General features: G+C 49.5%; 1 rRNA gene. It reads left to right on the top strand.

Annotation, left to right across the window (positions count from 1 at the left end):
• Nucleotides 1-390: ribosomal RNA gene (locus tag E4K09_RS01485) — 23S ribosomal RNA — on the top strand; the annotation flags it as partial.

Here is a 390-nt window from a genome sequence, read left to right on the forward strand (position 1 = left end):
CGAATACCTATGAGTACAATCCGGGAGACAGACTGCGGGTGCTAACGTCCGTAGTCAAGAGGAAAACAATCCAGACCGCCAGCTAAGGCCCCAAAATTATAGTTAAGTGGGAAACGATGTGGGAAGGCATAGACAGCTAGGAGGTTGGCTTAGAAGCAGCCACCCTTTAAAGAAAGCGTAATAGCTCACTAGTCGAGTCGGCCTGCGCGGAAGATGTAACGGGGCTAAAACTATATGCCGAAGCTGCGGATGTATACTTTGTATACGTGGTAGGGGAGCGTTCTGTAAGCCGATGAAGGTGTGTTGAGAAGCATGCTGGAGGTATCAGAAGTGCGAATGCTGACGTGAGTAACGACAAAACGGGTGAAAAACCCGTTCGCTGAAAGACCA

Source organism: Microvirga pakistanensis (genome assembly GCF_004458765.1).
Lineage (GTDB): Bacteria > Pseudomonadota > Alphaproteobacteria > Rhizobiales > Beijerinckiaceae > Microvirga > Microvirga pakistanensis.